We start from the raw sequence: 25,711 nt of genomic DNA on the forward strand, positions 1-25,711 counted from the left end.
CGCGCGGCATGATGCGGGCGCGGGGCAGGCGCGCCACGGAGCGCCGATTGGGAGAGGCGCCGACGCGGCATGCCGGCAAGGATACCGCGAAATGCAATCCGCCATCCGCAGAGGGGTTACCGGGCGGTAGGCCGCAGGCGGGTGCGCAAGGCTCAATCGGGGACGAACAGGCCGCTCGACCGCGCGCGGCGGACCCGAACCGGCTGGTTGTTCCGGCCGATCAGCGTAAAGCGATACCGGAACTGAGCCGGCGTCAGAACCGCTGGATCGGGCACATGCTTGCGGCAACGATACCGCTGGAGGCCACGCTCGGTGAGCAGGAAGTCCAGGCGTTGGCGCCAGGAGGCTGCCCGCAGGTCGTCCCGCATGGCGCGATCGATGAAACCGGCGGCGTCTTCGATCAACGCCAACAGCCCGCGCAGGCGGTCGATGCTTTCGGCAGGACTTCTGGAAGGGAGCAGGTTCGTGGCGTCCGGGGTCCCGGAGGCATCCCGCATCGCGCCAAATTTCCACAATGGTTCGTGATGCGCAAGACGGTTCCTGAATGCGTGCAGTTCAAAGACGAACGCCAGCGCCCGACGACGCACCTTCGTGTCACGCCATTGCGGCACCGGCGCACTCAGCGGATGAAAGGGAAATACGGCCGGCAGGATCAGATTGGCGTGCGCATGATCGATATTGCGAAGGACAGCGGGCCAGAAGCCAAGCGAAAGACTTGCCACCATCTCATCCGCGTCAAGTGTCACCTTGGACCTGCGCTGGCGCACCTCTTCGATGCGCCGCTGAGTCGTCGGGCTCAGCGTCTTCCAGATCAGGGTCATACCAGTGCGCGCTTGTGCTCCGGCCCCTTGTGCAGAACATCGACATCGCGCGATGGACGCTGTTGCGCAGCACGATCTCGAAGTATGCAAGGTGCGACGCGAAGCACGATGAAACCTCGCCATTCCATAAATACAAACCGATGGCTTCGTCCATCGTTTTTGTCTTGAAGTATCTCCGGTAGCTGTTCAGGCGTCGCGACGAAACGACGCGTTCAAAGTTCTCGATGGATGATGTCCGCATAGCGATTGACAGTGCCTATTGGGTTCTCTAGGATCCCTCCTGAGACGTCGATCGGCATACCCCGCAAGGGCGCCCCGGCGTAAGGAGTAAAAGGCCTCCCAAGCGGGAGGCCTTTTGCTTTGTAGCGCGCCGGAAACGCAACGGCTACCGGAAGGCCGGCCACGACGATGTTTTCCCATGATGTCGTCCACGGACAGGCCATACTCATCCATCAAGGCGCGAATTCTCTCAATCACGCCTGCGACTTCTGAGGCATGCATTTCCGCGAGTTGCGCTTCGAGTGCGTCCTTTTGTGCCAGCAGCTGCTTGTACGTTGCCATGCATTCTCCTGTTGGGGTGTTCCAATAATAGCTTGCAGTGTGCCTCAAAAGCGTCCTGCACGGATACACTCATCGGCAGCCTTTCTATATTCGACACGGTTATGAACAGACTTCTCGAAATTGGATTTCAGGTCGCCGGACATTGGTCAGTTGATAGCGGTCGGTTGCGGATATCGATTCGCCAGCATGGGACGCAACGCAATGTGCTCTACGCTTTTGTTTGCGACGGCGACGTAAAGTACGTCGGGAAATCCACCAAAATGCTTCGAGAGCGGATGAGCGGCTACGCGTCTGGGAGCCCTTCTGCCACAACGAACTTCCGTGTCCGACAGCTCATTCACGACTTAGTCGTTGCGGGCTCGACCGTATTCGCCAGAAGGCGTTGCACCGAGGCTTGCGAAATCACTTCCATGCGAGAAAGCGACCAAGCCATCGCTTCGTAGCTCATCCCCAGGCGAAGAGACAGCTGATACACGACAGATGGATTCTCGAGATGATTCTTCGACCAACCCTTCATCCGCATGATGGCGATGACGAGCCATCTCGGTGCCAGCAACGAATAGGCAAACTGATTTGCCTGGCGCTCGATGAGCTGCGCGCTCATCCCGATTTCTACCGTCTCGTCCGTAGTGCTGTCATGACCGAGGAAGTAGTGTCCTAATTCATGGGCACATGTCATATGCACCAAGCCCCGGGGCCGGTCCACGTTGACGAGGATTCCGGCTTCGCCATCTTCCCGAAGGAAGCCGCCGAGCAGCTTCTTCAGCGGTCGATACATGACCGTTACTTCGGCCGCGCTAGCAAGCAGTGTCGGGTCGACGCGCGTGTAACCTTCGTTGATGCGGTCCTTGGCGGAGAACTTCTCCAAGACTTCCGCGGCGCGGCGTGCGGCCTCCAGCAGTTCGTCACGAGCCATCATGGACCTCGACGTTTGGATTTGCCGGAGCTGCGCAGAAAATCTGCAAAGCGGCCCAGTTCTTCAAGGTCCTGCTCACTCAACCCCTGAGTCGCGCGAGCAAGAAACGCCACTTTCGCATCGGTCTTCGGCGATTCCCCCGTGAGCAGGTACGCAACCGTCTGCCCGTACAGCTGGCTCAGCTTGTCGAGCTCTACAGCTTCGACCTTGCGAACGCCGGCCTCGATGTTGGTTACCGCCGGCCTAGAGATTCCGAGCGTTGCCGCAACGTCTTCTTGCGAAAGGCCAACGTACTCGCGCGCCTCTCTCAGCCTCTGAGCCAAAGCTAAACGCTGTTCATCGGCCGAGTCCGATTTCTCTTGGCTCATTGCTTCTTCGCCATGTGCTCTAGGACTTTGGCAGACAGAAGATTAACGAACTCTTCTTTCGTCTTGTAGCCGCCGGCTTGGATGACGGTATTTGGCAGTTTCGCCCCCACAATTTTGTCGAGGGTGAGCAGTACCTCGACCGCCGTCATGGACTCGATTGGCTCCAGCAGTTCATCGACGGTGCTTGGACCACCCCCTGCAGGTATCAGCGCGTGGTCATCCCAGAACGTTTCCAACGCCGATTTGAGTTGCGGCTCGAGGTTTGCCATGGATGCTCTCCGGAGTGCAGAAGTCGATGTATGAAAATCGTACAAACAAGGTTCGATTTTGTCAACCGAAGTGCTAAATGAGGGGAGGAGAGCATGGCACGGAGGGAGGGGTGTGCCGGTAGGAAGGACTACAAGCACGTGAAATTAATGCCGCAGAAATGGGCATTATGGGCATTTTAATTAGTTAATCCGACACTCCAAGCCCTTGAATAAAAAGGCTTTTCGGAAATGTCGGACTAACTATTTTGTTGCGTCGGACTACCTAATCAAAGTCACTACCGATGGCCGGGGCCGGACGGAGGATTACTCCACCGTCACCGACTTCGCCAGGTTGCGCGGCTTGTCCACGTCGGTCCCCCGGGCGCAGGCCGTGTGGTAGGCCAGCAGTTGCAGCGGCACCACGTGCAGGATGGGCGAGAGCGCGCCGTAGTGCTCGGGCATGCGGATCACCTGGATGCCGTCCGACGACTGGATGTGCGTGTCCGAATCGGCAAACACGTACAGGCGGCCGCCACGGGCGCGCACTTCCTGGATGTTCGACTTCAGCTTTTCCAGCAGCGCGTCGTTCGGGGCTACCGTCACCACCGGCATGGCTTCCGTCACCAGCGCCAGCGGGCCGTGCTTGAGCTCCCCCGCCGGATACGCCTCGGCGTGGATGTACGAGATTTCCTTGAGCTTCAGCGCGCCTTCCAGGGCAATCGGGTAATGCAGGCCACGGCCCAGGAACAGAGCGTTCTCGCGGCGGGCAAAATCCTCGGACCAGGCGATGATCTGCGGCTCCAGCGCCAGCACGCCGTGCAGCGCGGAAGGCAGGTGCCGCAGGTTGGTCAGCGCATCGGCTTCCTGCTGCGCGGTCAGGTGGCCGCGTACCTTGGCCAGCGCCAGCGTCAGCATATACAGCGCGGCCAGCTGCGTCGTGAACGCCTTGGTCGATGCCACGCCGATTTCGGTGCCGGCGCGCGTCAGGAAGCGCAGTTCCGTCTCGCGCACCATCGCGCTGGTGGCCACGTTGCAGACGGCCAGCGTGTGCGTGTGGCCCAGCGATCGGGCGTGGCGCAGCGCGGCCATCGTGTCGGCGGTCTCGCCCGATTGCGAGATCACCACCACCAGGGCGCGCGGGTTCGGCACGGTATCGCGGTAGCGGTATTCGCTGGCCACTTCCACCTGGGTCGGGATTCTGGCGATCGATTCCAGCCAGTACTTGGCCGTGCAGCCCGAGTAGTAGCTGGTGCCGCAGGCCAGGATCAGGATGCTGTCGGTCTCGGCAAACACCTGCGCGGCGTTGTCGCCGAACAGCTCCGGCGTGATGGCGGCGATGCCTTCCAGCGTATCGCCCAGCGCACGCGGCTGCTCGAAGATTTCCTTCTGCATGAAGTGGCGGAACGGGCCCAGTTCCACGGCGGCGGCATGCGCTTCCACCACGCGCTCCTCGCGCTGCACTTCGGCGTCATGGACGTCGCGGATCGTCGCGCCGGCGCGGGTCAGTTCGACCACGTCGCCCTCTTCCAGATAGATGATGCGGTTGGCGGTGCCGGCCACGGCCAGCGCATCCGACGCCAGGAACGACTCGTCGTTGCCCAGCGCCACCACCAGCGGCGAACCGGCGCGCGCGCCGACCACCACGTCGGGCTGGTCCTTGGCCACCACGGCAATCGCATAGGCGCCATGCAGGCGTTTGGTCACCGCGCGGACCGAGCCGAACAGGTCGCCACGGGTGGCGCTGCTGGGATAGGTGTAGGCCTGGTGGATCAGGTGGGCCACCACTTCGGTATCGGTCTGCGACTCGAAACCGTAGCCCACCGCGCGCAGTTCGTCGCGCAGCGGCTCGTAGTTCTCGATGATGCCGTTGTGCACCAGCGCGATGGTCTCGTCCGAGAAATGCGGGTGCGCGTTGACGGTATCGGGCTTGCCGTGCGTGGCCCAGCGCGTGTGGGCAATGCCCAGCTGGCCGCCCAGACCCGACGACTGGGTCTGCGTGTCGAGGTCGGCCACGCGCGACACCGTGCGCGCACGCTCCAGGATCGCGTCGCGCACCACGGCCACGCCGCAGGAGTCGTAGCCACGGTATTCCAGGCGACGCAGCCCTTCAACCAGGACGGGAACGATATTGCGGTGCGAAACCGCGCCGACGATGCCACACATAACTGAACCCCTTTATTTTTTCGGTTGCTTGACCGGACGCTGCCAGGCGTCGATCGTCATCTGCTTCGCGCGCGACAGCGTGAGCTTGTCGGCCGGCGCTTCCTTGGTCAGCGTGGTGCCCGCGCCGATCGTGGCGCCGCGGCGCACGGTCACCGGCGCCACCAGCTGCGTATCGGACCCGATGAAGACATCGTCCTCGATCACGGTGCGGTGCTTGTTCACGCCGTCATAGTTGCAGGTAATGGTACCCGCGCCAATGTTCACGCGCTGACCCACCGTGGTGTCGCCCACGTAGGCCAGATGGTTGGCCTTGCTGTGGTTGGCGATCTGGCTGTTCTTGACTTCGACGAAGTTGCCGATATGCACGTCCTGGCCCAGCTCGGTGCCGGGTCGCAGACGCGCGTAAGGGCCGATGCGGCCATCCGGCCCGATCTTTGCTTCCTCGAAGTGGCAGAACGGTTGCACACGTGCACCAGCGCCGACCACGGTGTTGCGGATCACGCAGTGCGCGCCGATGTGTACGCCATCTTCCAGGTGCACGCGGCCCTCGAACACGCAGCCTACGTCGATGGTCACGTCGCGGCCGCAGGTCAGCTGGCCACGCACGTCGATGCGAGCCGGGTCCAGCAGCGTGACGCCCGCTTCAAGCAGGCGTTGGGCGATGTTGCGCTGGTGGATGCGTTCGATGTCGGCCAGCTGAACCTTGCTGTTGACGCCCAGCGTTTCCCACAGTTCGGCGGGCTGGGACGACACGATCTCCACGCCGTCGGTGGCGGCGCGCTCGATCGTGTCGGTCAGGTAGTACTCGCCCTGCGCGTTGTCGTTGCGCAGCGTGGACAGCCAGCGGCGCAGGTGGGCGGTCGGGCAGACGATGATGCCGGTGTTGATCTCGCGGATGGCGCGTTCTTCCTCGCTGGCGTCCTTCTGTTCGACGATGCGTACGACATTGCCGGCCGCATCGCGCACAATACGGCCATAGCCGGTGGGATCGGGCATTTCGACGGTCAGCACGCCCAGGCGTTCGCCGCCGGCGGCCTGCACCAGGTGCTGCAGCGTGGCGGTCGAGGTCAGCGGCACGTCGCCGTAGAGCACCAGCGTGGGCTGGGCGTCATCGAGCAGCGGCAGGGCCTGCATGACGGCGTGGCCGGTGCCCAGTTGCTGCGCCTGCTCGGCAAAGGCAACATCGTCGGCACCCACCGCCTGGCGCACCTGCCCGGCGCCGTGCCCGACCACGACCACCAGCCGCGACGGCGACAGCGTGCGCGCCGTGTCGAGCACGTGGGCCAGCATCGGTTGGCCGGCTACCGGGTGCAGCACCTTGGGCAGCGCGGAGTTCATGCGCTTGCCCATGCCTGCGGCAAGAATGACGATATTCACAAGGAGGTTCCTAAGTGAGTGTGTCTGAGAAGAAGCTGAAGAATCCGAGCCTGGGAGCACTGTGGCCGATGTGGCTGAACCGTTGCCACGACTGGGCTGGCGGGCGATTCGCCGGCCCCGGAAACATGCGCGCCGATTCTAGCACGCGGGCCTGTGCCGCATTGGGTCCATCACCTCGCGTTACCGTTGTTCACATTTGGTCACGCGGCGTTTTTGCATGGTTTGCAGCATTTACCATGCTCATGGCGTTGGCTGGATGCAACGCCATGAAGCTCGGATACCAGCAGGGCGACCGCCTGGCCTACTGGTGGGTGGACCGCTATGTCGATGTCTCCGACGCCCAGGAGCCGCCCACCAAGGAAGCCATTGCGCGCTTCTTTGCCTGGCACCGGCGCGCCCAGCTGCCCGAAATCGCCACCGTGCTGACCCGCGTGCGCGGTGAAGTCGCGGGCGAAGTCACCCCGGCCATGGTGCGGCAGGTCCAGCAGGACTCCCAGCGCCTGGGCCGCCAGGCCTTCGACAACGCGGTGCCCGACCTGGCGGACCTGCTGCTGACGCTGGAGCCCGACCAGATCCAGCGGATGGAGGCCAAATTTGCCGAAAGCAACACCAAATACCGCAAGGAATTCCTGAAATCGGACCCCGCCGCCCGTACCGACGCCCGCTTCGACAAGATCATGAGCTACGCCAAGCTGATCTACGGGTCGTTCTCCAGCGAGCAGGAACGCGCCATCCGCGACGCGATGGGCCCCTACATGCAGAGCGCCGACGCGCGCTATGCCGAGCGCGTCAAGCGGCAGCAGGAATGGGTGGCCCTGGCGCGCGAAGTCTCTTCGACCCGCCCGCCTAAACCCCAGGTGGAAGCCATGCTGCGCAAGTATGCCGACGACTGGCAGCGGCCCGGCAGCGGCGAGCAGCGCAGTACCTCGGCCGGGGTGGATCTGACCGTCAGGATCGCCAACATGACCACGCCAGAGCAAAAGGCGCATGCCGTCAAACGCTTCGACGGCTGGATCAACGATACGCGCCAGCTGATGGCCGAGAGCGGCCGGGCGCCCCAGGCAGCCAGGTAGCCGCCGGGTTCGCCCCCCATCGACAGGAAAGCCCCGGGCCAGGCCACGGGGCTTTTTCGTTGCCCGGCGCGGCGGCGCGACTCAGGCCGCTGGCTGGCCCGCCGGCTCGGAAGCAGGTGCGGCGGCAGGCTCCGAGGATGGCGCCGCCCCCTTCTGGATCTTGTCGAAGCGCACGAATTCCATGCGGTTCGGTTCCACGCTGCCGCTGAACTGCAACGCCTGCTGGCTGTAGGTGGTCTCGCCGAACAGCGACGCCTCGTCCACCTTGGCGAGGCCGGTGGCCAGCCCCGTGAACGGGAACAGCTCGGTATCGGCCAGGTGCGACGGCACCACGTTGCGCAGCGCCGAGAAGATGTTGTCGATGCGGCCCGGGTGCTCGCGCTCCCACTGCTGCACCATCTCGCTCACCTTCTTGCGCTGCAGGTTTTCCTGCGAGCCGCACAGATTGCACGGGATGATCGGAAATTCCATGGCGCGCGCGTACGACGCGATGTCCTTTTCCGCGCAGTAGGCCAATGGACGAATGACGATGTGCTGGCCGTCATCGGTGGCCAGCTTGGGCGGCATCGCCTTCATCTTGCCGCCGAAGAACATGTTCAGGAAGAACGTGTTGACGATGTCGTCGCGGTGGTGGCCCAGCGCAATCTTGTTCGCGCCCAGTTCCTTGGCCGTGCGGTAGATCACGCCACGGCGCAGGCGCGAGCACAGCGAGCACGTGGTCTTGCCCTCGGGCACCTTCTCCTTGACGATCGAGTACGTGTCGGCCTCGACGATCACATACTCCACGCCCGTGGACTTCAGGTATTCGGGCAGGATGTGCTCCGGGAAGCCCGGCTGCTTCTGGTCCAGGTTCATCGCGATCAGCTTGAACTGGATCGGCGCCCGCTTCTGCAGCGCCATCAGGACCGACAGCATCGTGTACGAGTCCTTGCCGCCGCTCATGCAGACCATGACGGTGTCGCCGTCCTCGATCATGCCGAAGTCGCCGATGGCCTTGCCGGTCAGCGACTGCAAACGGGTTTCAAGGCGATAGAAGTTGGCCGAGTGACTCATAAGACGTACCTGTAACGGATGCGGCGCTGAATAATGGCCGCGCGCCCGATAGAAAATGCCGGAATTGACGGGGCGGTATTCTACTGGACCGGCCCGTCCGGCGCTGCAGGCGTCCCGAGTTGCCGCGGCCGCCGTCAGGCCTGCTTGATGTGGAACACCTCGACGCCGACCGAATCGCAATCGGGATAGACATCGGGCTTTTCGGTCGACACCCGCACGGCGCGCACCTTGGGATGCTGCAGCATGGCGCGGGCCACGTCGTCGCACAGCGTTTCCTGCAGGTGGATATGGCCCTGGGCCATGCGGGCCGCCACCGTGTTGCGCATGAAGTCGTAATCGACCACTTCCTCCAGGCGGTCGGCGTGCGGGGTGGTTTCGGACAGCGACACGAACAGGTCGATGTTCACCAGCACGCGCTGTTCGCCCTTTTTCTCGAATTCATGCACGCCGATGTTGATCTGCACTTCGTAGTTGCGCAGGAACATGCGGCGGCAGTCTTGCAGGCTGGGATGGGAAAGGGCGGCAAAGGTCATGGCAGGGTCAATCAAGGTACGGCTTCATTCAGTCAAAAACATCACGTCACGGGCCAGCGGCATCAGATGCTGCCCGCCGTCGACGTACAGCGTGGTGCCGGTCACGGCGCGCGCCCCGGCCAGGTAGGCCACGGCCTGGGCGATGTCGTCGGGGGTGCTCGACTGGCCCAGCGGCGTCATGCCGTGGGCCCGCACGAAGCCAGGGTCGGACTGGTCGCCGGACACCAGCGTGATACCCGGCGCCACGCCCACCACGCGCAGGCGCGGGGCCAGGGCCTGCGCCAGCTGTACCGTCGCAGTCTGCAGCGCGGCCTTGGACAGCGTATACGACAGGAAGTCCGGATTCAGGTTGTTGAGCTTCTGGTCCAGCAGGTTGATCACCACCCCGCGCTGCTCGCCGGCATTGCCGGCACCGTTGCCGTCGGCGCCAAGCGCCTTGTGCATCTCACGCGCCAGCAGCAGCGGGGCCGCCACGTTCGTGCGCATATGGGTGTCGAGCGATCCATACGAAAAGCTCGTCGCCACGTCGTACTGGAACAGCGAGGCGTTGTTGACCAGGCAGGTCGGCGCGCCGAGCGCATCGACGCAGGCGGCCACCAGCTTGCCCGTGGCAGCCTCGTCGGACAGGTCGGCCTGCAGCACGGCGGCCCGGCGGCCCAGCGCGCGGATCTGCGTGGCCAGCACCTCGGCTTCGTCACGCGACCGGTTGCAGTGGACGGCCACGTCCCAGCCCTGCGCGGCAAGCTCCAGCGCGATGGCACGGCCCAGCCGGCGCGCCGCGCCGGTCACCAGCGCCACGCCGCGCGATTGGACGCCCGCGGCGCCCTGAGTATTCGAATCTGGCATTGCTACAATTCGCGGTATGCAGAAAGTCGCTAGTCTACCCCTTCCCTCCGCCGATGCGCTTGACGCATCCAAGGCCCTTTCCATCGTGATCGGCGACGCCATCGCGGCATCCGGCGGCTGGATCGGCTTCGACCGCTACATGTCGCTTGCGCTCTACGCCCCGCGCCTGGGCTATTACAGCGGCGGCGCGGCCAAGTTCGGGCGCGGCGCCGACGACGGCAGCGACTTCATCACCGCCCCCGAACTGACCCCGTTCTTCGCCCGCACGCTGGCCCGCCAGTTTGCGCCGCTGGTCCGGATGTCGCTGCCGCGCGTGATGGAATTCGGCGCCGGCACCGGCCGGCTGGCCGCCGACCTGCTACTGGCCCTGGAATCGGAAAATGCGCTGCCCGAGTCGTACAGCATCGTCGAGCTGTCCGGCGAACTGCGCGCCCGGCAGCAGGACACGCTGGCGCAGCGCGCCCCGCATCTGGCGGGCCGCGTGCAATGGCTCGATGCCCTGCCCGACAGCTTCGAAGGCGTCATCGTCGGCAACGAGGTGCTCGACGCCATGCCCGTGCGGCTCTTCGCCCGCCTCGGCGGCCAATGGCACGAGCGCGGCGTGGTGCGGCAGGGCGATACGTTCGCGTACGAAGACCGGCGGCTCGACCCCGCCGCCTTGCCGGCGCAGCTCCACGAAATGCCCGGCGACCACGATATGGTCACCGAGACCCATGCCGAAGGCGAAGGCTTCACGCGCGCCGTGGGCGCCCTGCTCCAGCGCGGCGCGGCGTTCTTTATCGACTATGGCTTCCCCGCATCGGAGTACTACCACGCGCAGCGCGTGGGCGGCACGCTGATGTGCCACTACCGCCATCATGCGCACCCCGATCCGTTCCTGTACCCGGGCCTGCAGGACATCACCGCCCACGTGAATTTCAGCGGCATTGCCGAAGCGGCGGTCGATGCGGGTCTCACCGTGGCGGGCTTTGCCTCGCAGGCGCGCTTCCTGATGAACGCCGGGATTACCGAGCTGATGATGTCGCTCGACCCGTCCGACGCGCGCAACTTCCTGCCGCAGGCCAACGCGGTGCAGAAGCTGCTCAGCGAGGCCGAAATGGGTGAGTTGTTCAAGGTCATCGCGCTGGCACGCGATGTCGACGATGCCCTGCCGCTGGCCGGATTCGCTCGCGGCGACCGCAGCTACGCCCTCTGACCGATCCACACGCCATCACCATGTTGCGCTGGACCTTCACCATCTTCCTGTGCGTGATCGTGCTGTCGGCGGCCTTGCCGTGGCTGCAGAAGATCGGCCTCGGACGCCTGCCCGGCGACGTGCGCTTCCGGCTCTTCGGCAAGGAATACGTCTTGCCGTTCGCCTCGACGATCCTGCTGTCGCTGGTCGCGCTGGTGATCGGGAAGGTGCTGTAGGGCCCGGACGGAAGCGATCTAGTCCGGCAGCCCCAGCTTTTCCGCCACGGCCGCCACGCGCGCCTTGTGCACCTTCTCCTTGATCAGGTCCACCCGATCGCCACACGCCTTCGCCACGGCCCCGGCATCGACCGATGCCGCCGCCTCGCGGGCCGCCAGCAGCCGCGCGGTCTGCGGATAGTCGCGATCCTCGAACCCCAGCCGGCCACGGGCGTCGGCCTCGCAGGCCTGCAGCGCCTCGGCGAACCGGTCGGGCTTGCGCAGCGCGTCGCTGCGCTCCACCAGCCGCGTCAGCGCGGCCGCGCCGAACGCTTCCGAGCGATGGATATTGCCGTGCTCGCGCGCCACCAGCAGCGCCAGTTCGCGGCAGTCGTTCGGCACGCGCAAGCGCTTGCACACCGCTTCCAGCAAATCCACGCTGCGTTGCTCGTGGCCGATATGGCGCGGCAGCACGTCCTCCGGCGTGGTGCCCTTGCCCAGGTCGTGGGTCAGCGCCGCAAACCGCACCGGCAGCGACGCGCCCTGCGCGGCGGCGTAGTCCACCACCATCATCACGTGCACGCCGGTATCCACCTCGGGGTGGTAGTCGGCGCGTTGCGGCACGCCCCAGAGCCGGTCCAGCTCCGGCAACAGCCGCGCCAGCGCGCCACATTGGCGCAGCACGTCGAACATGCGCGATGGCCGGGCCTCCATCAGGCCGCGCGCCAGTTCCTGCCAGACGCGCTCGGGCACCAGGGCGTCGACCTCGCCCGCCTCCACCATCTTGCGCATCAACGCGACGGTTTCCGGCGCCACCGAGAAATCATGGAAGCGGGCGGCGAAGCGTGCCGCGCGCAGGATGCGTACCGGGTCCTCGGCAAAGGCATCGGACACATGGCGGAACAGCCGTGCCTGCAGGTCCTGCCGGCCGCCGTATGGATCGATGATCGGACCCACCAGGTTGTCCTGGTCGTCCACGGCCTGCGCCATCGCATTGATGGTCAGGTCGCGGCGCACCAGGTCGTCTTCGAGCGTGACATCGGGCCCGGTATAGAACGCAAAGCCCTTGTAGCCCACGGCCGTCTTGCGCTCGGTCCGGGCCAGCGCGTACTCGGCCCGCGTCTGCGGATGCAGGAAGACCGGAAAGTCCTTGCCCACCGGCTTGTAGCCGGCGGCTTCCATCTGCTCGGGCGTGGCACCCACCACGACGTAGTCGCGATCCTGGCTCGGCTTGCCCAGCAGTTGGTCGCGGATGGCCCCGCCGACGGCGTACACCTGCATGATCAGCCCGTGACGATGATCGCGTCGGCCCGTTCAGGCTGCGTGCGGTAGGGTTCGTCGGCCGGCACGAAATCGCGCTCCTCGCGGGCGCCCGCCACCCATTCCTGCATGGCCGGCAAGGCCAGGATGAAATCGGCGTAGGTCTTGGCGGCTTCGGGCAGATGCACGCCATAGGTGGCGAAGCGGCTCACCACGGGCGCGTAGAACGCGTCGGCAATCGTAAATTCGCCAAACAGGAACGGCCCGCCGGCGCCATGGCGCGCACGCAGGTCGGTCCAGATCGATGCGATGCGGTCCACATCCTGCTGCACGGCCACGTTCCAGCCCAGGCCCGGCAGCACGGCGGTGCAGTTCATCGGCATCTGGCTGCGAAGGTTGCCGAAACCCGAGTGCATCTCGGCGCAGATCGAGCGTGCCATGGCGCGTGCGGCCACGTCGGCCGGCCAAAGCTGCTTGTGCGGAAACCGCTCGGCCGCGTATTCGGAGATCGACAGCGAATCCCACACGGTCACGTCGCCGTCGATCAGCGCCGGCACCTTGCCGGCGGGCGAGTAGCGGGCAATCTCCGCCCCGAAATCCTTCGTGAACAGGCGCAGCGGGATTTCCTCGAATTCGATGCCGGCGTGGCGCAGCAGCAGCCACGGACGCAGCGACCAGGACGAATAGTTCTTGTTGCCGATGACGAGCTTCATCGTAAATTCCTTGGGGGCGGAAACAGAGGCGGACAAATGCGACGCGCGCAAACACGAAGACGCGGGCGCCGGTCAATCGCCAGGCGCCCTGAACCAGACATTCTATCGATGCGGCGCGCGGCGTCCAAATGAATTGCGCTCGCAAGGCTGTGAGCGCCAATCACATCGGTGCAAATTGCGTGCCCCGTCGCGCCGGCGCTTCAGCGATGCACGCTGCCGCGCAAGGACTGGAAGAACGTGTCGCGGCTGCGGCCGGCCAGCACGTCGGTCATCACGACCTCCAGGCTCACCGGATGGACACCCAGTTCCGCCGCCATGGGCGCGCCAAGCACGTTGTCCAGGCGCATCGAATCAAGGTTGTCGCGCGACAGCACCGTGCCGCCCGGCATGTGTTCCAGCACGGCCGCCTGCATGCGCGCCAGCGCATCGGGCAGGGCGATGATCGGCCGCGGATGACCCGACGCATGGCCCGCGAACTTGACCAGTTCCTCCAGCGTGTACACCTGCGGGCCGCCCAGTTCGTAGGTCTGCCCGACCGTCGATCCGTTAGCCATCGCGTTCACGAAAGCCTGCACCACATCCATCACGAACACGGGCTGGAAGCGCGCATGGGCGCACGCCAGCGGCACCACCGGCGCCATCTGCTGCAACTGGGCGAACAGGTTCAGAAAATGATCGTCCGGGCCGAACACGACCGATGGACGGAAAATGGTCCAGTCGAGTCCGCTCTCGCGCACGACGCGCTCGCCTTCCCCCTTGCTGCGCAGGTACATCGACGGCCCTTGCGGGTCGGCGCCAAGCGCGCTCATGTGGATCAGCCGGCGAACGCCGGTGCGGCTGCAGGCCTCCACCAGCTGGCGCGGCAGATCGACATGCGCGGCGGCAAACTGGGGGCCGTACGGGTCGCCGCGGTCGCCGTGCAGCACGCCCACCAGGTTGACGACGATGCCATCGACGCCCAGCGGGCCGATCGCATCGTCCAGCGAAGCCGCATCGGCCAGGCCCAGCTCGGCCACTTCCACACGCGGCAACAGCAGCAGATGCTGCGCATGTTCGACACTGCGCGAGCCGACCACGATGCGGTCGGGCGCGATGGGACTATCGGGATTGGAGGCCGGATCGAGCGGCGCGCCGGAAGCGGTCGCCGCGCCGGCCAGGCGGGACACGAGGTGGCTGCCGATGAAACCGGCGCCCCCCACGACAAGGACGTTGCTGGTCTTCATGCTTCGGACTCCGTGACGATTCGTGTGACGCTGCGTGATGCACGCGTCCCGACAGTCACGGAGCCGCTGCCCCGGCCCCATGCGGGGCTTTGCAGGCTTAGGGCAGGCTGGTCGTCGTGAGAGAGGACGGCGCGACCACCCCAAGCCGGTCTTTCAGCGACTGGGGACGGCCACTCATCAATGCAGCATAGTACGTCGCGTTGGAAAGCACATTCTTGACATACGTTCGCGTTTCCGTGAACGGGATCGTCTCTGCAAAGATCGCGCCTTCCACGGGCCGCGACAGGCTCGAACGCCACGATTTCGGGCGTCCCGGGCCGGCGTTGTACCCGGCGGACGCCAGCGTCCATGAGCTGTCGAGGTCCGTCAGTACCATGCTCATGTAATTTGTACCGAGCAGGATATTGATATTGGGGTCGCCCATCATCGACGGCGAGAAGTCGGCCATGCCGATCTTCTTCGCGACGTACTTGGCCGTGGCCGGCATCACCTGCATCAGGCCGTGCGCGCCCGCCGACGAGCGCGCATTCATGATGAAGCGCGATTCCTGACGGATCAGGCCATATGCCCAGGCTATGTCCAGGCCCACGTCGTCGGTGGCCCGCTGCATGATGTCGCGATACGGCATCGGAAAACGCTGGGCGAAATCGTGTTCGGCCTTCGTACGGTCCGACGTGTTGACCGTGCGGTCCAGCAGGTCGATCTTGCGCGCGTACTCGGCGGCGGCGATCAGTTCGCGATCGCTCATGCCGCGCAGTTCCCAGTTCCACTCGCGATTGCCCTCGAAGCGCAGGTTCAGGTCATAGAACTTCTGCGCGCGGACAAAGCCGGGGCGCGTGCGCATGGCCATAGCCTCGGCGTCGCTGACCGTGGTGCGGGCCGGCAGCGTGATCCGGTTGCCCAGTTCCTCGCTGGCCAGCTGGCCGTAGAAATGGAACTGGCCCGCGATCGACTGGAATTGCGCCTGGGCTTCGGCGCCACGGCCGTCGGCCTTCAGCGCGCGGGCGTACCAGTATGTCCACGCCGGGTCCTTGGCGCGCAGCTCGGGGCGCATCAGTTCGATCGACTGGCGCACCTGCTTCCAGTCGCCCTGGCGCAACGCGGCGCGCACGCGCCACTCCTGCGTTTCGTCCGACAGCCACTGGTTGCCGCCCAGGTCCATCTGGCGGCGGTAGTAGCCTGCAGCTTCCGGCATCAGCTTCTTGGCCGCGTACTGGCCAACCACGCCCCAGGCGGCGCCTTGCTCGTCGCGCGACAGGCCCCCGGCGATGGTGTTCAGGTACGACGCGGCCTGCGACGGGTCGTTGCGGGCCATCTTGACCACGGTGGCCAGCGCGTCGCTGTCCACGCGTGCATCGGGCACGGCGGCCGCGATCTTCGCGGCCAGCGTCGTGTAGTTCTGTTCCAGCGCCTGGCGTGCCTGGAACGCCACGTCGCTACGCTGGATCTGCTGGCTCTGCGCCAGGTAGCCCACCAGATCGACGCAGCCGTCGCCGTAGTAGCGCGGATCCACCAGCGTGGCGCGCGCCTCGGCGGCCACGTTCTGGCCCTTGAGCGCCTTCGACAGCAGCGCGTAGCACTCCACCTGCGTGTCGTCCTTGAGCACGAACTGCGGGTACTGGATATCGAAATTGGCCCAGTCGCGCTTCTTGCCCAGCACCAGCAGCCAGTCGTTGCGCATGCGGTCGGCAATCGCCTCGCCCTGGTAACGCTGCAGGAACGCCGCCACTTCGGCGTCGGGCGCGTCGATGCGCGCCTGCCCGCCGGCATCGAACAACTGCGGCTTGATGCGGAAGTATTCGACGTACGACGGAATCGGGTAGTCGACCAGCGTGGCCGAAATGGCGGCGGCGCGGTCCACGTCGTTCTTGCGGGCCGCTTCGCGCAGCGCCACGAAGGCGTCGTCCGGGCTGGACGGAATCATCGTCGACGCGGCCGGCTGCTGCGGCGCCGGACGCGACGGCGCCGGCTTCTTCTGTGCGTATGCCGGCATGGCCAGCACCGCGCCTGCGAACGCGAGCCAGGCGAAGCGGCCGGCCCGGCGCAGATATACTCCCTTCGACATTCTTGGCTATCCCTTATGTGGTGGCGCGTGCCCATTCAGGAAGACAGGCACGCATCCTTCATCTGTTTCTGATTGTCTGATCGCGGTCATTATTGCACGCCATGCCCCCATCCCAAGCCCCGGACAACGGGCCGGACGCCCGTCAATTCCAGGCCGTCACGGACCAGCCTGCCGCCCCCGCCAACGACCGGCGCGCCCTGCGCCGCGACCTGCTGGCGCGGCGCGCCGCGCTGCCCGATCGTGCCGCATCCGATACCGCCATCGACCATGCGCTGGGCGCCCTGCTGGAACGCCTGGGTGTACGGAAGCTGGGGTTCTACTGGCCGATCCAGCAGGAATTCGACGCCCGCGGCACGGTGGCGCGCTGGCTGGCCGGGATGCCCGGCCGCGTGGCCGCCCTGCCCGTGGTCTCGGCCCCGGGCACGCCGCTCGACTTCCATTTCTGGACCCCTGACACGACGATGCGCGCCGGACACTACGGCATTCCGGTACCCGACGGCACCGAGGCCGTGACGCCCGACGCGCTGCTCATTCCCTGTGTCGGTTTCAGCGCCAACAAGTTCCGCCTCGGTTACGGCGGCGGCTTCTACGACCGCACCCTGGCGGCCCTGGCCGGGCTTGGCGTCACGCCCATCGCCATCGGCATCGGCTTCGACGCCTGCGAGATCCCGCTTGTTGCACAAGCGCACGACCTGCCGATGGACTGGATGGTGACGGAATCTGGGGCGTGGTAGCACCCGCGCCGGGTTCCCGTCGGCAAGCCGGCTGGCTGGTCAGCCTGGCGCATCGTCGGGGGCGGGCTCCGTGGCGTGCACCAACCCCTCCACCAGCTCGCGCATCCGCCTCCAGTGCGAGCCTTCCCAGAACACCCTGCGGCAATGCGGGCATGTGACAAAGCGGTCGTGGCGCGCGAACACGCCGTCGGGCACGCGGCCCTGTGCGTCGGCCTTGTCGATCCGCCGCAGCGGCACGTTGCAGGTCAGGCAGAGCGAGAACGGGCGGGCGCTGCGTGCCAGGTCGAGCCGCGCGAAGATCTCGTGTGCCTGCAGCGACGGCTTGATCGCCCGCACATAGCAGCCGTGCGTGATCTCGCGGCGCTTGAGCAGTTCGCGGTCGCGCGTCAGCACGATGCGCTGCTCGTCGGCCGCGATGCGGGCAATCTCGCTGTCTTCGAAGTGGTTGTCGTAGAGCGTGTCGAAGCCGGTCATGCGCAGCAGGTGCGCCAGGCCGCCCAGGTGCGCATCGGCGACAAAGCGGAGGTCGCGCAGCGGATGCTCGCGCACGCGCAGCAGCGGCGTCACGTCGAGGGACTCAAATTTTGGATAAACGGCTACGCGGTCGCCGTCCTCGACGAGGCGCTCGAACGGCACCGATTCGCCGTTCACGAGGATCAGTTCCACCTCGGTATGCGGCACGCCCAGCGCCTCGATCATGTGCTTGACCGTGGCGGCGCGCGCGCAGGGGCACGACAGGTCCCGGCGGCGCTGCGATGGCGCCAGAAAGTCGTTCAGTTCCTCGTAGAAACGGAAGGTGGCGGTGACCATGGCGGCGAGTATGCCACCATCGACCCCGGTTGCCGATATGCCTACTTCGCGTTGCCCAGCCGCAGCGCGGCTTCCACGGCCATGCGCGCCCAGGGCGTCATGGCGGACGGCGACTCCAGGCAGACCGCCGGCAGGCTCAGGTAGTGACGCATCGTCACCTCGCGCCGGGCCGACTGGTAGCGGAACGGCTCGCTGCCCTCGGCCGCGAAGCGGGGCAGCGTAATGTCGTCCGCCTTCAGGTAGCACTGGCCTCCGCTTGCCAGCGCGAACATCAGCCCGTCATAGAACAGGCCATGACCGCCAAACATCCGCCTGGCCGTGACCGGCCCGATGCTGGCCGCCAGCGGCGCCATCAGTTCCAGCAGATGCTCGACGAACGGGTCCGGACGGCGCGCGGCGGGCATGCGATCAGAGCTTCAGGCGCTGCCAGATGGCCTTGGTGGCGCCGGCCGTGTTCAGCGTGTAGAAGTGCAGGCCGGGCACGCCCGAAGCCAGCAGGCGTTCGCACAGCGCCGTCACCACGTCCAGGCCGAACGCGCGGATCGATTCCTTGTCGTCGCCGAACGATTCGAGCCGCTTCGCCACCCAGCGCGGCACTTCGGCACCGCACATCTCGGAAAAACGCATCAGCTGGGAGTAGTTGGTGATCGGCATGATGCCGGGCACGATCGGCACTTCCACGCCCATCGCGCGGACATCGTCGACAAAGCGGAAGTAGGCGTCGGCGTTGAAGAAATACTGCGTGATGGCCGAGTTCGCGCCGGCCTTCACCTTGCGCACGAAGTTGTCCAGGTCGTGGCGCGGCGAACGGGCCTGCGGGTGGTATTCGGGATAGGCCGCCACCTCGATGTTGAACCAGTCGCCGGTTTCGGCGCGGATGAACTCCACCAGTTCGTTGGCGTAGCGGAATTCGCCGATCTCGCCCATGCCGGACGGCATGTCGCCGCGCAGCGCGACGATATGGCGGATACCGCCGTCGCGATAGGTCTTGAGGATGTCGCGGATGCTCTCGCGCGACGACCCCACGCACGACAGGTGCGGCGCCGCCTCGATGCCCTCGCGCTGGATTTCCAGTACGGCGTCGAGCGTGCCCTGCTGCGTGGTGCCGCCGGCGCCGAACGTCACCGAGATGTACTTCGGCTGCAGCGGCGCCAGCTGGGCGCGGGTGTTGCGCAGTTTCTCGGCGCCCTCCGCCGTCTTGGGCGGGAAGAATTCGAAGCTGTAGTAGCGATCAGTCATGGTTGGCACGCCGCCCGCGCGGCGCCCCGAAGAATTTCAGTCGCGCTTAATCCCGGTCGCCAAGCAGTACGCTGGCGAGAATCGTGGAGATCACGCTATAGAGAATCGAGCCAAGCAGCGCGGCGCCAAATCCGGCCACGACAAACCCCTGCAGCAGGTTGCCGACGAACAGGAACAGCAGCGCATTGATGACGAAGATGAACAGCCCCAGCGTCAGCAGCGTCACCGGCAGGGTCAGGATGACCAGGATCGGCCGGATCAGCGTATTGACCAGACCCAGCACCAGCGCGGCAATCATCGCCGCGCCAAATCCGCGCAGTTCGATACCGCCGATCAGATAGCTCACCAGGAACAGCGACGCGGCGTTGATGATCCAGACGGCCAACAGTCTCATTGGGACTCCTTGTTATTGGATGACATCGGAACTGCACGCTTCTGGCGGAGCCCGGTCGCGCAGTCAGCTCAACGCCCTCTCCCCCGGGCCCCTCTCCCGCCGGGCGGGAGAGGGGAGAACACCGTCGGGGAGAATCTCGGGCCGATCAGTAGCGGTAGTGGTCGGCCTTGTACGGGCCCTGCTTCTGCACGCCGATGTAGGCGGCCTGCTGGTCGGTCAGCTCGGTCAGCTGCGCGTTCAGCTTCTTCAGCTGCAGGCGCGCCACCTTCTCGTCCAGGTGCTTCGGCAGCGTGTAGACGCCCACCGGGTACTTGCCGCTGTCGCGCTCGGCCCACAGTTCGATCTGGGCGATCGTCTGGTTGGCGAACGAGCTGCTCATCACGTACGACGGGTGGCCCGTGGCGCAGCCCAGGTTCACCAGGCGGCCCTTGGCCAGGATGATGATCTTCTTGCCGTCCGGGAACTTGACGTGGTCCACCTGCGGCTTGATCTCCTCCCATTCGTACTTCTCGACCGATGCGATGTCGATCTCGTTGTCGAAGTGGCCGATGTTGCAGACGATGGCCTGGTCCTTCATCCGGGCCATGTGGTCATGCGTGATCACGTGGTAGTTGCCCGTGCAGGTCACGAAGATGTCGCCGTGCTCGGCGGCGTAGTCCATCGTCACCACGCGGTAGCCTTCCATGGCGGCCTGCAGTGCGCAGATCGGGTCGATTTCGGTGACCCACACCTGGGCCGACAGCGCGCGCAGGGCCTGGGCGCTGCCCTTGCCCACGTCGCCGTAGCCGGCAACCACGGCGACCTTGCCGGCGATCATCACGTCGGTGGCGCGCTTGATGCCGTCCACCAGCGATTCGCGGCAGCCGTACAGGTTGTCGAACTTGCTCTTGGTCACCGAGTCGTTGACGTTGATGGCCGGGAACTTCAGTTCGCCGCGCTGGGCCATCTGGTACAGGCGGTGCACGCCCGTGGTGGTTTCCTCGGTCACGCCGCGGATGGCGGCCAGGTTGCGGCTGTACCAGGTGGCGTCCTTGGCCAGCTTTTCCTTGATGGCGGCGAACAGGTAGGTTTCTTCCTCGCTGGTCGGCTTGCTGATCAGCGATGCGTCCTTCTCGGCGCGGGCGCCCAGGTGCAGCAGCAGCGTGGCGTCCCCGCCATCGTCCAGGATCATGTTCGGCGTGCCGCCGTCGGCCCAGTCGAAGATGCGGTGGGTGAAGTCCCAGTATTCCTTGAGCGACTCGCCCTTGAACGCGAACACCGGCGTGCCCGATGCGGCGATCGCGGCGGCGGCATGGTCCTGGGTCGAGAAGATGTTGCACGAGGCCCAGCGCACGTCGGCGCCCAGTGCCTTGAGCGTTTCGATCAGCACGGCGGTCTGGATCGTCATGTGCAGCGAACCGGCGATGCGCGCGCCCTTGAGCGGCTGTGCAGCGGCGAATTCGTCGCGGATGGCCATCAGGCCGGGCATTTCGGTCTCGGCGATCGCGATTTCCTTGCGGCCCCAGCCGGCCAGGCCGATGTCGGCGATCAGGTAGTCTTGCTTCAGGTCAGTCACAGCGTTCATGTTCACTCCGATGTAAGAGTGGCGCATACGCGGGACGGGAGACGGATAAGGCCCATGAAACCAGGGCCTGGGCCGCGTCACGGGTGCCTCACGTGAGGCCATGACGGGCAGACAGGTCGACTCGCGCCCCGTGCGAACCACGGAACAGCGAGCGCCGTTGAGACATTCCGAGCCTGGCGGATGGCAGGGCATCCGTTGCAACGCTCCTCGGAGTGGCGGTATTGTAGCGTGCCTGTTCGCGCCGAGCAGGCAGAAATGCCAGATTTTTTCCCGCCTAATTGTTTCGGACTGTTCCCGCCCGTTCCCGCCTTGCACATGCTCCCAACGCCACCCCGCACCCTGACCATCGCCGGTTCCGACTCCGGCGGCGGCGCCGGCATCCAGGCGGACCTGAAGACATTTGCCGCGCTCGGCTGCTTCGGCATGAGCGCGATCACCGCCATCACGGCCCAGAACACGCTGGGCGTGACCGGCGTACATGCCATTCCGGCCGACATGGTGGCCGCCCAGATCGATGCCGTGGCCAGCGACATCGGCGTGGATGCCGCCAAGACCGGCATGCTCGGCACGGCGGCCATCGTCGAGGCCGTGGCCGGCGCGGTGGACCGGCACGGCATCCGCAAGCTCGTGGTCGATCCGGTCATGATCTCCACGTCGGGCGCCACGCTGTCGGACGACGCCACCAGCCAGGCCATGGTGAAGCAGCTCTTTCCGCGCGCCATCCTGGTCACGCCGAACCTGCCGGAGGCCTCGTACCTGCTCGGGCGCCGCATCGCGCGCCGCGCCGAGATGGAAGCCGCCGCCGCCGACCTGCTGGCGATGGGCTGCCAGGCCGTGCTGCTCAAGGGCGGGCACCTGGAGGACGATGGCCCCGACGCCACCGGCCTGGACGACCTGCTGATGCTGGCCGACGGCACCACGCGCATCTACACGCATCCGCGTATCGACACCCCCAACCTGCACGGCACCGGCTGCACGCTGGCGGCGGCCATCGCGTCGCAACTGGCGCGCGGCGACGCGCTGCCCGACGCCGTGGGCACCGCGCTGGACTACGTGGCCCGGGCCATCGCGGCTGGCGCGCCACTGCGCCTCGGTGCCGGCAACGGCCCGCTCAACCACAGCTTCGCCCCGCGCCAGCTGGGCTGACACGGCATCGGATTCGACATGGAAACCCTGAAAGACATCGACCTGCGCGACGATCCCGCCGCGCGCTGGTACGTGAAGGACGAAACCGTGCAGGTGGCGTTTGCCGCCGAGCCCGGCGAACTGATCAGCCGCGAAGGGCCGAACCGCTACCAGCGCGGGGATGCCATCGTGACCGGTGCCACGGGCGACCGCTGGGTGGTGTCGCGCGGGCGTTTCGACGCGCGCTATGTGGCCGTGGGGCCGAACGCGCACGGCGAGGCCGGCCCGTATCGCAACAAGCCGGTGCCGGTGCTGGTCAAGGAAATGCCGGTCGCGTTCGCACTGGAACGCTCGGCCGGCGGCGATGTGCTGACCGGCAAGCCGGGCGACTGGCTGATGCAATACGCGCCCGGCGACTATGGCATCACCGAGCGCGCAAGGTTCGTGGCGGTCTATCGGCCTACGGAAGGCCCGCCGGACGGGCCGGACGCCTAGTTCCCGCCGGCCAGTTGCACCAGCTTGAACGACGCGCGGGCCACGCAGCAGACCGTGCCCGATGCGTCGCGGGCCTCGCCCTCGCAGAAGGCGATCTTGGCGCCCCGGCGCAGGATGCGCGCCTCGAACGTCAGCGCGCCGCGCGCGGCGGCCAGGAAATGCGTGGACATGTCGATCGTGATCACGCCCACGTCCAGCGGCGCATGCGAGCGCGCCGCGCCGCTCAGCGTGAAGTCCAGCACGGCCATCAGCGTGCCGCCATGCACGTCACCACGGCTGTTCACCACGTTCGGGCTGGCCGGCAGGCGCGTACGGCATAGCCCTTCCTCCATATGCACCGGCTGCAGGCCCAGCAGGCGCATCAGCGGAATCTCGATACCGAAATAGGGCTTGTCGGGGGTGCCCGGGGCGGCGGGGATGATCTCGTTCACTGCTGTTTCCTCTCTGCGGGTCCCGTTCCGTATTGCGGAACCTCTATCCATTGGTGACTGGATGGAGAGGATATGCGGATTGTCCGGTCGCGACCAGCCGGGGTGGCCGGTCAGCGCCCAATCTGTGAGTTCCTGATACGCCAGCCCTCTCCCGGGGGGTATCCATTGCTGATGGTTCGCTCCCCTTGCTTGCACCGGAGGGCGCCGCTCCCCTCTCCCGCCTGCGGGAGAGGGGTTGGGGGAGAGGGCTAGCGTGTCCGCACTTGCCGAACCGGGTTAGCACCCCATGCGCCTGCCCTCTCCCCCGCACACCGAAGGGGTATCAACCATCAAATAAACAAGGCATTAAGCCCCGCCACCGCCGCCGGCACATCGCTGGCTTCCGTGATCGCCCGCACCACGGCGGCGCTGCCCACGCCGACGTCGAGCACTTCGCGCATATTGCCGGCGTTCACCCCGCCGATGCCCACCAGCGACGGCATCACCGGCTTCATCAGCGTCACATACGACTGGAAGCGGCCCATGCCTTGCGGCTGGGTCGGCATGACCTTGGTCGTGGTCGGAAAAATCGCGCCCAGCGCCAGGTAGCTGGGCCGGATCGCCGCCACGCGCAGCATCTCGGCGTAGCCGTGCGTCGACACGCCCAGGCGCAGGCCCGAGGCGCGGATGGCATCGAGATCCGCCTCGTCCAGGTCTTCCTGGCCCAGGTGGATGCCATAGATGCCGCTGTCGCCGCCGCAGGCCGCGTGATGGTCGACCGCCACGCGCCAGTGGTCATTGATGAACAGGCGCGATGTCGAACCCTTGGCAGCGTTGGCCGCCCGCACCACTTCGGCCGTCACCTCGGCGGCGTCGGACGACTTGAAGCGCAGCTGCACGGTCGGCACCTGCAGCGGCACGAGCTGCTCGATCCAGGCGGCGGTCGGCATGACCGCATACAGGCCCAGATCAGGCGGGCACGGCGCGAAGGCCGGCGCCGGCTGGTCGGGCGAGACCAGCGCGGCATGGCGCACGCGCGGGAAGCGCCCGAAATCGGCGGGCCACGCGGTGCTGCCCGGCTCCCAGGCGCGGGCGATGCACAGCGCGTCGTGCGCGGGAAAATGCAGCGACAGCGCCGCCGCCAGCACCGCCACGAAGCCCGGCGAGTGCGCGGTGTCATCGTCGGCGTGCGAATCGAACACCCAGGTACCCATCCACGAGCGCACCGTGTCGATCCAGCGGCCGCCTTCGCGCTCCGACACGATCAGCACGGCATTGGCCGCCGCCACACGGTCGATGAGGTCGGCGGCAGCCTCGCCGTCCGCCAGCACCACGTCGTGACGGCCCAGCGTGGCCGGGGCATTGGCCAGCGGCCATACCTGCCACGGCGATTCGTCGCGACCGAACATCGCGGCAAAGCGCCGCATCACGTCTTCAAACAGTGCGGCATCGATGGCCGCGGCAACCCCCTGGCGCGTCATGCGCGATCCTCCGCGCCTTCGGCGTGCCAGAACGGCATGCCGACCACCGGCGTGCTGGCCTGCGCCACCTCGCGCTCGGGCATCGGCCCGGCCAGGTACGCGGTGCGGCCGGCTTCCACGGCCAGCGCAAACGCGCGCGCCATGTTCACCGGGTACGCGGCCTGCGCCACGGCGGTGTTCAGCAGCACGCCGTCGTAGCCCCACTCCAGCACCTGCGCCGCGTGCGACGGCAGGCCCAGGCCGGCATCGACGATCAGCGGCGTGTCGGGCAGGCGGTCGCGCAGCGTGCGCATGGCGTGTGGATTCACGGCGCCCCGGCCGGTGCCGATCGGGGCCGCCCAGGGCATCAGCGCCTGGCAGCCCACGTCGAGCAGGCGGCGGCACAGCACGAGGTCCTCGGTGCAGTACGGCAGCACCTTGAAGCCTTCCTTGATCAGCGTCTCGGCCACGGCCGGCAGGTTCAGCGTGTCGGGCTGCAGCGTGTAGTCGTCGCCGATCAGTTCGAGCTTGATCCAGTCGGTCTCGAAGACCTCGCGCGCCATCATCGCCGTGGTGATGACTTCCTGCGCGGTAAAGCAGCCGGCGGTGTTGGGCAGCACGGGCACGCCCAGCGAGCGCAGCATCTGCCAGAAGGTGTCGCCGCCCAGCGTCTGGCCGTCGCCACTGCCCACGGCGGTCTGGCGGCGCAGGGCCACGGTGATCATGGCCGGGCGCGAGGCTTCCACCGCGGCCTGCAGCGTGGCCGGCGACGGATAGCGCGCGGTGCCCAGCAGCAGGCGCGAATCGAAGGATTCGCCGTACAGCACGAACGGGTCGCGCAGGGTTTCAGCAGGTTCGAATGTCATGGAGA

27 protein-coding genes and 1 riboswitch are annotated in these 25,711 nt (G+C 66.3%); of the genes, 6 read left to right on the forward strand and 21 right to left on the reverse strand.

Annotated elements, in window-relative coordinates; translation table 11 throughout:
• Window positions 1-152: 152 nt before the first annotated feature.
• From AC3FJ6_RS08320 to glmU, 6 genes are all read right to left on the reverse strand, one after another.
• Window positions 153-821: a hypothetical protein gene (locus AC3FJ6_RS08320; RefSeq protein WP_488771462.1), complete on the reverse strand. Its 669-nt coding sequence runs from the start codon at window positions 819-821 to the stop codon at window positions 153-155.
• 898 nt (window positions 822-1,719) lie between these two features.
• Window positions 1,720-2,301, reverse strand: coding sequence for an ImmA/IrrE family metallo-endopeptidase (locus AC3FJ6_RS08325; protein WP_488771463.1), 582 nt, complete (start codon window positions 2,299-2,301; stop codon window positions 1,720-1,722).
• Window positions 2,298-2,666 (reverse strand): helix-turn-helix domain-containing protein, encoded by a 369-nt coding sequence (locus AC3FJ6_RS08330; RefSeq protein WP_488771464.1) that lies wholly within the window; start codon window positions 2,664-2,666, stop codon window positions 2,298-2,300. The genes AC3FJ6_RS08325 and AC3FJ6_RS08330 overlap by 4 nt, the downstream gene beginning before the upstream one ends.
• Window positions 2,663-2,935 (reverse strand): hypothetical protein, encoded by a 273-nt coding sequence (locus AC3FJ6_RS08335; RefSeq protein ID WP_488771465.1) that lies wholly within the window; start codon window positions 2,933-2,935, stop codon window positions 2,663-2,665. Before AC3FJ6_RS08335 ends, AC3FJ6_RS08330 begins: the two co-directional genes overlap by 4 nt.
• A 303-nt stretch (window positions 2,936-3,238) precedes the next feature.
• Entirely contained in the window at window positions 3,239-5,077 is a 1,839-nt protein-coding gene (glmS, locus tag AC3FJ6_RS08340; protein WP_488771466.1) for a glutamine--fructose-6-phosphate transaminase (isomerizing), read from the reverse strand.
• Window positions 5,078-5,089: 12 nt separating this feature from the next.
• Window positions 5,090-6,454, reverse strand: a complete 1,365-nt coding sequence (gene glmU / locus AC3FJ6_RS08345) for a bifunctional UDP-N-acetylglucosamine diphosphorylase/glucosamine-1-phosphate N-acetyltransferase GlmU (RefSeq protein WP_488771467.1) — start codon at window positions 6,452-6,454, stop codon at window positions 5,090-5,092.
• 266 nt (window positions 6,455-6,720) lie between these two features.
• Between glmU and AC3FJ6_RS08350 the strand changes: the two genes are divergently transcribed.
• Window positions 6,721-7,527: a DUF6279 family lipoprotein gene (locus AC3FJ6_RS08350; RefSeq protein WP_488771468.1), complete on the forward strand. Its 807-nt coding sequence runs from the start codon at window positions 6,721-6,723 to the stop codon at window positions 7,525-7,527.
• 81 nt (window positions 7,528-7,608) lie between these two features.
• Here the strand turns inward: AC3FJ6_RS08350 and ttcA are convergent, their stop codons facing one another.
• The 3 genes from ttcA to AC3FJ6_RS08365 all read right to left on the reverse strand — a co-directional run bounded on the left by ttcA (window position 7,609) and on the right by AC3FJ6_RS08365 (window position 9,959).
• On the reverse strand, window positions 7,609-8,580 hold the full coding sequence (ttcA, locus tag AC3FJ6_RS08355) for a tRNA 2-thiocytidine(32) synthetase TtcA (protein ID WP_488771469.1): 972 nt from the start codon (window positions 8,578-8,580) through the stop codon (window positions 7,609-7,611).
• 134 nt (window positions 8,581-8,714) lie between these two features.
• Complete coding sequence (locus AC3FJ6_RS08360; protein WP_153949925.1) at window positions 8,715-9,113, reverse strand: dihydroneopterin aldolase; 399 nt, start codon at window positions 9,111-9,113, stop codon at window positions 8,715-8,717.
• A gap of 24 nt (window positions 9,114-9,137) precedes the next feature.
• On the reverse strand, window positions 9,138-9,959 hold the full coding sequence (locus tag AC3FJ6_RS08365) for an SDR family oxidoreductase (protein ID WP_400393517.1): 822 nt from the start codon (window positions 9,957-9,959) through the stop codon (window positions 9,138-9,140).
• A gap of 16 nt (window positions 9,960-9,975) precedes the next feature.
• Between AC3FJ6_RS08365 and AC3FJ6_RS08370 the strand changes: the two genes are divergently transcribed.
• Window positions 9,976-11,154 (forward strand): class I SAM-dependent methyltransferase, encoded by a 1,179-nt coding sequence (locus AC3FJ6_RS08370; protein ID WP_488771470.1) that lies wholly within the window; start codon window positions 9,976-9,978, stop codon window positions 11,152-11,154.
• A gap of 20 nt (window positions 11,155-11,174) precedes the next feature.
• Window positions 11,175-11,369: a DUF2905 domain-containing protein gene (locus tag AC3FJ6_RS08375; RefSeq protein ID WP_092602987.1), complete on the forward strand. Its 195-nt coding sequence runs from the start codon at window positions 11,175-11,177 to the stop codon at window positions 11,367-11,369.
• Window positions 11,370-11,387: 18 nt separating this feature from the next.
• Here the strand turns inward: AC3FJ6_RS08375 and AC3FJ6_RS08380 are convergent, their stop codons facing one another.
• The 4 genes from AC3FJ6_RS08380 to AC3FJ6_RS08395 form a co-directional block, all read right to left on the reverse strand.
• Window positions 11,388-12,629 carry a multifunctional CCA addition/repair protein gene (locus AC3FJ6_RS08380; RefSeq protein ID WP_488771471.1) on the reverse strand — a complete coding sequence of 414 codons (1,242 nt, stop codon included), beginning with the start codon at window positions 12,627-12,629 and terminating at the stop codon, window positions 11,388-11,390.
• Between the two features lie 2 nt (window positions 12,630-12,631).
• On the reverse strand, window positions 12,632-13,321 hold the full coding sequence (locus AC3FJ6_RS08385; protein ID WP_488771473.1) for a glutathione S-transferase family protein: 690 nt from the start codon (window positions 13,319-13,321) through the stop codon (window positions 12,632-12,634).
• A 200-nt stretch (window positions 13,322-13,521) separates the two neighbouring features.
• A complete protein-coding gene (locus tag AC3FJ6_RS08390; protein ID WP_488771474.1) occupies window positions 13,522-14,544 on the reverse strand; it encodes a complex I NDUFA9 subunit family protein in 1,023 nt (340 codons plus the stop codon).
• Window positions 14,545-14,641: 97 nt separating this feature from the next.
• The gene (locus tag AC3FJ6_RS08395) at window positions 14,642-16,609 is read right to left on the reverse strand and encodes a lytic transglycosylase domain-containing protein (RefSeq protein ID WP_488771475.1); all 1,968 of its coding nucleotides are present in this window, start codon (window positions 16,607-16,609) and stop codon (window positions 14,642-14,644) included.
• Between the two features lie 101 nt (window positions 16,610-16,710).
• On the opposite strand from AC3FJ6_RS08395, the gene AC3FJ6_RS08400 reads away from it, so the two are divergent.
• A complete protein-coding gene (locus tag AC3FJ6_RS08400; RefSeq protein WP_488771476.1) occupies window positions 16,711-17,343 on the forward strand; it encodes a 5-formyltetrahydrofolate cyclo-ligase in 633 nt (210 codons plus the stop codon).
• Window positions 17,344-17,382: 39 nt separating this feature from the next.
• Here the strand turns inward: AC3FJ6_RS08400 and AC3FJ6_RS08405 are convergent, their stop codons facing one another.
• The 5 genes from AC3FJ6_RS08405 to ahcY form a co-directional block, all read right to left on the reverse strand.
• On the reverse strand, window positions 17,383-18,153 hold the full coding sequence (locus AC3FJ6_RS08405) for a Mut7-C RNAse domain-containing protein (protein ID WP_488771477.1): 771 nt from the start codon (window positions 18,151-18,153) through the stop codon (window positions 17,383-17,385).
• A 41-nt stretch (window positions 18,154-18,194) separates the two neighbouring features.
• Entirely contained in the window at window positions 18,195-18,557 is a 363-nt protein-coding gene (locus AC3FJ6_RS08410) for a TfoX/Sxy family protein (protein ID WP_488771478.1), read from the reverse strand.
• 4 nt (window positions 18,558-18,561) lie between these two features.
• Window positions 18,562-19,392: a methylenetetrahydrofolate reductase [NAD(P)H] gene (metF, locus tag AC3FJ6_RS08415; protein WP_153949881.1), complete on the reverse strand. Its 831-nt coding sequence runs from the start codon at window positions 19,390-19,392 to the stop codon at window positions 18,562-18,564.
• Window positions 19,393-19,438: 46 nt separating this feature from the next.
• The gene (locus AC3FJ6_RS08420; protein WP_153949882.1) at window positions 19,439-19,786 is read right to left on the reverse strand and encodes a phage holin family protein; all 348 of its coding nucleotides are present in this window, start codon (window positions 19,784-19,786) and stop codon (window positions 19,439-19,441) included.
• A gap of 145 nt (window positions 19,787-19,931) precedes the next feature.
• Window positions 19,932-21,350: an adenosylhomocysteinase gene (gene ahcY / locus AC3FJ6_RS08425; RefSeq protein WP_153949883.1), complete on the reverse strand. Its 1,419-nt coding sequence runs from the start codon at window positions 21,348-21,350 to the stop codon at window positions 19,932-19,934.
• A gap of 142 nt (window positions 21,351-21,492) precedes the next feature.
• A riboswitch (S-adenosyl-L-homocysteine riboswitch) is annotated at window positions 21,493-21,565 on the reverse strand.
• A 100-nt stretch (window positions 21,566-21,665) separates the two neighbouring features.
• Between ahcY and thiD the strand changes: the two genes are divergently transcribed.
• Entirely contained in the window at window positions 21,666-22,496 is an 831-nt protein-coding gene (gene thiD, locus AC3FJ6_RS08430) for a bifunctional hydroxymethylpyrimidine kinase/phosphomethylpyrimidine kinase (RefSeq protein WP_488771479.1), read from the forward strand.
• Window positions 22,497-22,514: 18 nt separating this feature from the next.
• A complete protein-coding gene (locus AC3FJ6_RS08435; RefSeq protein ID WP_153949885.1) occupies window positions 22,515-22,970 on the forward strand; it encodes a PGDYG domain-containing protein in 456 nt (151 codons plus the stop codon).
• Here the strand turns inward: AC3FJ6_RS08435 and AC3FJ6_RS08440 are convergent.
• From AC3FJ6_RS08440 to AC3FJ6_RS08450, 3 genes are all read right to left on the reverse strand, one after another.
• Window positions 22,967-23,452: a PaaI family thioesterase gene (locus AC3FJ6_RS08440; protein WP_488771480.1), complete on the reverse strand. Its 486-nt coding sequence runs from the start codon at window positions 23,450-23,452 to the stop codon at window positions 22,967-22,969. The genes AC3FJ6_RS08435 and AC3FJ6_RS08440 overlap by 4 nt on opposite strands.
• A 278-nt stretch (window positions 23,453-23,730) precedes the next feature.
• The gene (locus AC3FJ6_RS08445; protein ID WP_488771481.1) at window positions 23,731-24,861 is read right to left on the reverse strand and encodes a thiamine phosphate synthase; all 1,131 of its coding nucleotides are present in this window, start codon (window positions 24,859-24,861) and stop codon (window positions 23,731-23,733) included.
• The gene (locus AC3FJ6_RS08450) at window positions 24,858-25,706 is read right to left on the reverse strand and encodes a thiazole synthase (protein ID WP_153949888.1); all 849 of its coding nucleotides are present in this window, start codon (window positions 25,704-25,706) and stop codon (window positions 24,858-24,860) included. The genes AC3FJ6_RS08445 and AC3FJ6_RS08450 overlap by 4 nt, the downstream gene beginning before the upstream one ends.
• Window positions 25,707-25,711 lie beyond the last annotated feature (5 nt).

This window comes from Cupriavidus sp. 94F1 (assembly GCF_057798875.1).

Excerpts from the sequence above, each read along its gene's own strand:
- AC3FJ6_RS08420 (WP_153949882.1), bottom strand. The coding sequence starts at position 19,786 with ATGAGACTGTTGGCCGTCTGGATCATCAACGCCGCGTCGCTGTTCCTG.
- AC3FJ6_RS08375 (WP_092602987.1), top strand. The coding sequence starts at position 11,175 with ATGTTGCGCTGGACCTTCACCATCTTCCTGTGCGTGATCGTGCTGTCG.
- AC3FJ6_RS08380 (WP_488771471.1), bottom strand. The coding sequence starts at position 12,629 with ATGCAGGTGTACGCCGTCGGCGGGGCCATCCGCGACCAACTGCTGGGC.
- AC3FJ6_RS08350 (WP_488771468.1), top strand. The coding sequence starts at position 6,721 with ATGAAGCTCGGATACCAGCAGGGCGACCGCCTGGCCTACTGGTGGGTG.
- AC3FJ6_RS08325 (WP_488771463.1), bottom strand. The coding sequence starts at position 2,301 with ATGATGGCTCGTGACGAACTGCTGGAGGCCGCACGCCGCGCCGCGGAA.
- thiD (WP_488771479.1), top strand. The coding sequence starts at position 21,666 with ATGCTCCCAACGCCACCCCGCACCCTGACCATCGCCGGTTCCGACTCC.
- AC3FJ6_RS08360 (WP_153949925.1), bottom strand. The coding sequence starts at position 9,113 with ATGACCTTTGCCGCCCTTTCCCATCCCAGCCTGCAAGACTGCCGCCGC.
- ttcA (WP_488771469.1), bottom strand. The coding sequence starts at position 8,580 with ATGAGTCACTCGGCCAACTTCTATCGCCTTGAAACCCGTTTGCAGTCG.
- AC3FJ6_RS08330 (WP_488771464.1), bottom strand. The coding sequence starts at position 2,666 with ATGAGCCAAGAGAAATCGGACTCGGCCGATGAACAGCGTTTAGCTTTG.
- AC3FJ6_RS08365 (WP_400393517.1), bottom strand. The coding sequence starts at position 9,959 with ATGCCAGATTCGAATACTCAGGGCGCCGCGGGCGTCCAATCGCGCGGC.
- AC3FJ6_RS08405 (WP_488771477.1), bottom strand. The coding sequence starts at position 18,153 with ATGGTCACCGCCACCTTCCGTTTCTACGAGGAACTGAACGACTTTCTG.
- ahcY (WP_153949883.1), bottom strand. The coding sequence starts at position 21,350 with ATGAACGCTGTGACTGACCTGAAGCAAGACTACCTGATCGCCGACATC.
- AC3FJ6_RS08440 (WP_488771480.1), bottom strand. The coding sequence starts at position 23,452 with ATGGATAGAGGTTCCGCAATACGGAACGGGACCCGCAGAGAGGAAACA.
- AC3FJ6_RS08445 (WP_488771481.1), bottom strand. The coding sequence starts at position 24,861 with ATGACGCGCCAGGGGGTTGCCGCGGCCATCGATGCCGCACTGTTTGAA.
- glmS (WP_488771466.1), bottom strand. The coding sequence starts at position 5,077 with ATGTGTGGCATCGTCGGCGCGGTTTCGCACCGCAATATCGTTCCCGTC.
- AC3FJ6_RS08400 (WP_488771476.1), top strand. The coding sequence starts at position 16,711 with ATGCCCCCATCCCAAGCCCCGGACAACGGGCCGGACGCCCGTCAATTC.
- AC3FJ6_RS08395 (WP_488771475.1), bottom strand. The coding sequence starts at position 16,609 with ATGTCGAAGGGAGTATATCTGCGCCGGGCCGGCCGCTTCGCCTGGCTC.
- AC3FJ6_RS08410 (WP_488771478.1), bottom strand. The coding sequence starts at position 18,557 with ATGCCCGCCGCGCGCCGTCCGGACCCGTTCGTCGAGCATCTGCTGGAA.
- AC3FJ6_RS08390 (WP_488771474.1), bottom strand. The coding sequence starts at position 14,544 with ATGAAGACCAGCAACGTCCTTGTCGTGGGGGGCGCCGGTTTCATCGGC.
- AC3FJ6_RS08385 (WP_488771473.1), bottom strand. The coding sequence starts at position 13,321 with ATGAAGCTCGTCATCGGCAACAAGAACTATTCGTCCTGGTCGCTGCGT.
- AC3FJ6_RS08320 (WP_488771462.1), bottom strand. The coding sequence starts at position 821 with ATGACCCTGATCTGGAAGACGCTGAGCCCGACGACTCAGCGGCGCATC.
- AC3FJ6_RS08370 (WP_488771470.1), top strand. The coding sequence starts at position 9,976 with ATGCAGAAAGTCGCTAGTCTACCCCTTCCCTCCGCCGATGCGCTTGAC.
- AC3FJ6_RS08435 (WP_153949885.1), top strand. The coding sequence starts at position 22,515 with ATGGAAACCCTGAAAGACATCGACCTGCGCGACGATCCCGCCGCGCGC.
- AC3FJ6_RS08335 (WP_488771465.1), bottom strand. The coding sequence starts at position 2,935 with ATGGCAAACCTCGAGCCGCAACTCAAATCGGCGTTGGAAACGTTCTGG.
- AC3FJ6_RS08450 (WP_153949888.1), bottom strand. The coding sequence starts at position 25,706 with ATGACATTCGAACCTGCTGAAACCCTGCGCGACCCGTTCGTGCTGTAC.
- metF (WP_153949881.1), bottom strand. The coding sequence starts at position 19,392 with ATGACTGATCGCTACTACAGCTTCGAATTCTTCCCGCCCAAGACGGCG.